The sequence below is a fragment of the Caballeronia terrestris genome, from assembly GCF_001544515.1.
In the GTDB taxonomy this organism is placed as follows: Bacteria; Pseudomonadota; Gammaproteobacteria; order Burkholderiales; family Burkholderiaceae; genus Caballeronia; species Caballeronia terrestris.
The window spans coordinates 1-1738 of record NZ_FCOL02000343.1; the positions used below are offsets into that span (position 1 = coordinate 1).

General features: G+C 67.4%; 1 protein-coding gene. It reads left to right on the forward strand.

Annotation, left to right across the window (positions count from 1 at the left end; translation table 11 throughout):
* Positions 1 to 1673: helix-turn-helix transcriptional regulator (locus AWB67_RS37270; protein ID WP_235025587.1), on the forward strand; the 1673-nt coding region annotated here is incomplete at its 5' end.
* Positions 1674 to 1738 lie beyond the last annotated feature (65 nt).

The window sequence follows — 1738 nt, forward strand, 5'->3', positions numbered from 1 at the left end:
ACGTTCTTCTGGGCCGCTTCCAACGCCTGTCTGCGGATGAACGCGCAGAACTGCACCAGCGCGCCGCCGCCTGGCTCGCCCCGCACGGCCTGATTGAGGAGGCGGCGCGCCACGCGCACGCGGCGGGCCATCACCAGGATGCCTATGAGCTAGCCGAACGATGCCTGCACCATGCCGTGACAGAGGGGCAGTTGAGTGCTGCGCTCGATTGGCTCGCGCTCATTCCGGAAACGGAACTGGAACGGCGTCCGCGCCTGAGGCTCGCCATGGCGTGGGCGCTAGCGCTCGGCGAGCGCCATAACGAAGCTGCGCGTCAGGTCGAGCGCATTTTCGTCTCGGACAGCGAGACCACGCTGCGTTACGAATGCGCGCTGATTCTCAGCGCGGCTGCGTATTACGCAGACGAATCCGACCGGTTTGTGGCGCTTTTCGAGCCGTGGGCCGAAGCGCCGCCCGAGAGCGCGTCGTGGCTCGCGCAGGCTCACGCTAACCGGCTCGCCGCGCGTGCGATGCTGTTCGACGAACCGGCGCAGGCCCGCCAGTTCCAGCACGACGTGCAGCGCGGCGAAGTCGGCAAGGGGCTCGGCTATGTCATCCGCTGGGGCGATCACATCGTCGGACTCAGTTATCTGCACGAGGGGCAGTTGCGACTCGCCGAAGATATCCTCGTGCCAGCGCTGGCGAGCGCAGAGGACGACTTGGGCCGGCGCCATCCGCTTACCTGCATGATCGCCGCGACCTGCGCGGCGATCGCCTACGAGGGCGATCGCGTGGACGAGGCGGCAGGGCTCCTCGCGAACCGGCTCGACATGCTGGTGCGCGCCGCTACCCCTGAGACCGTGGCGCTCGCCTATTGCACCGCGGCGCGGATTGCCGCCGCCCGTGGCAAGGAACACCGGGCCCTCGACCTGCTCGAAGCCATGCATGCGCTTGGCATGAGCCGGCAACTGCCGCGCCTGTGCGTGGTGAGCCTTGCCGAGCAGGTTCGCATGCACGCTGGACGCTATCGAGCACAGACATGCGACGCGCTGGTTCGGCGCATCGACGAAATCGTGTCGGGCGCGGTGGATCGAGGAGCGCTGTGGCACAAGCTGGTGGCGTTGCCACAAGCGTTGGCGCACGCCGATGCGGCGATCGCCTCGCGCAACTGGCAGCACGCGCTCGACAAGCTCGCGCTCGCCCAACGCCTCGCCGACACGATGAAGATGGGCCGCTACCGCATCGAGATCATGGTGTTGCGCGCATTCGCGGAGCACCAGAGCGGCGGTGACGGCCGGGCGCTGCTGCTCGAAGCGCAGAACCTCGCGCAGACCTTCAACGCGAAGCGCACGCTGATCGACGCCCATCCCGCGCTCGCCGACTGGGCGCAAAGCCTGAGCGACGAGGGCACGGCTTATGCGTTCGCGAGCCCCCAGATCATGCGGCCATCCACGCGCGCGCAGACGAACGGACCGCGCGCGGTCCCGAGCGTGGTCCTGACACCGAAGGAGCGCGAAATCCTCGAGCTTCTGGCGCGCAATCTCACGAACAAGGAAATCGCGCGTGCGGCGACGGTCGGAGAGGGGACCGTCAAATGGCACCTGAAGAATCTTTTCGGCAAGCTCGACGCGAGTTCGCGAAAGCATGCGGTACGCCGCGCTCTGATGCTGGGCCTGCTCGAAGACACTGTCTAGGCAAGCGCGCAGCGCCTGCTGCCGCCACGCAGCCCCCCCATCGAGGGAGGGGTTCCAACCCAAGT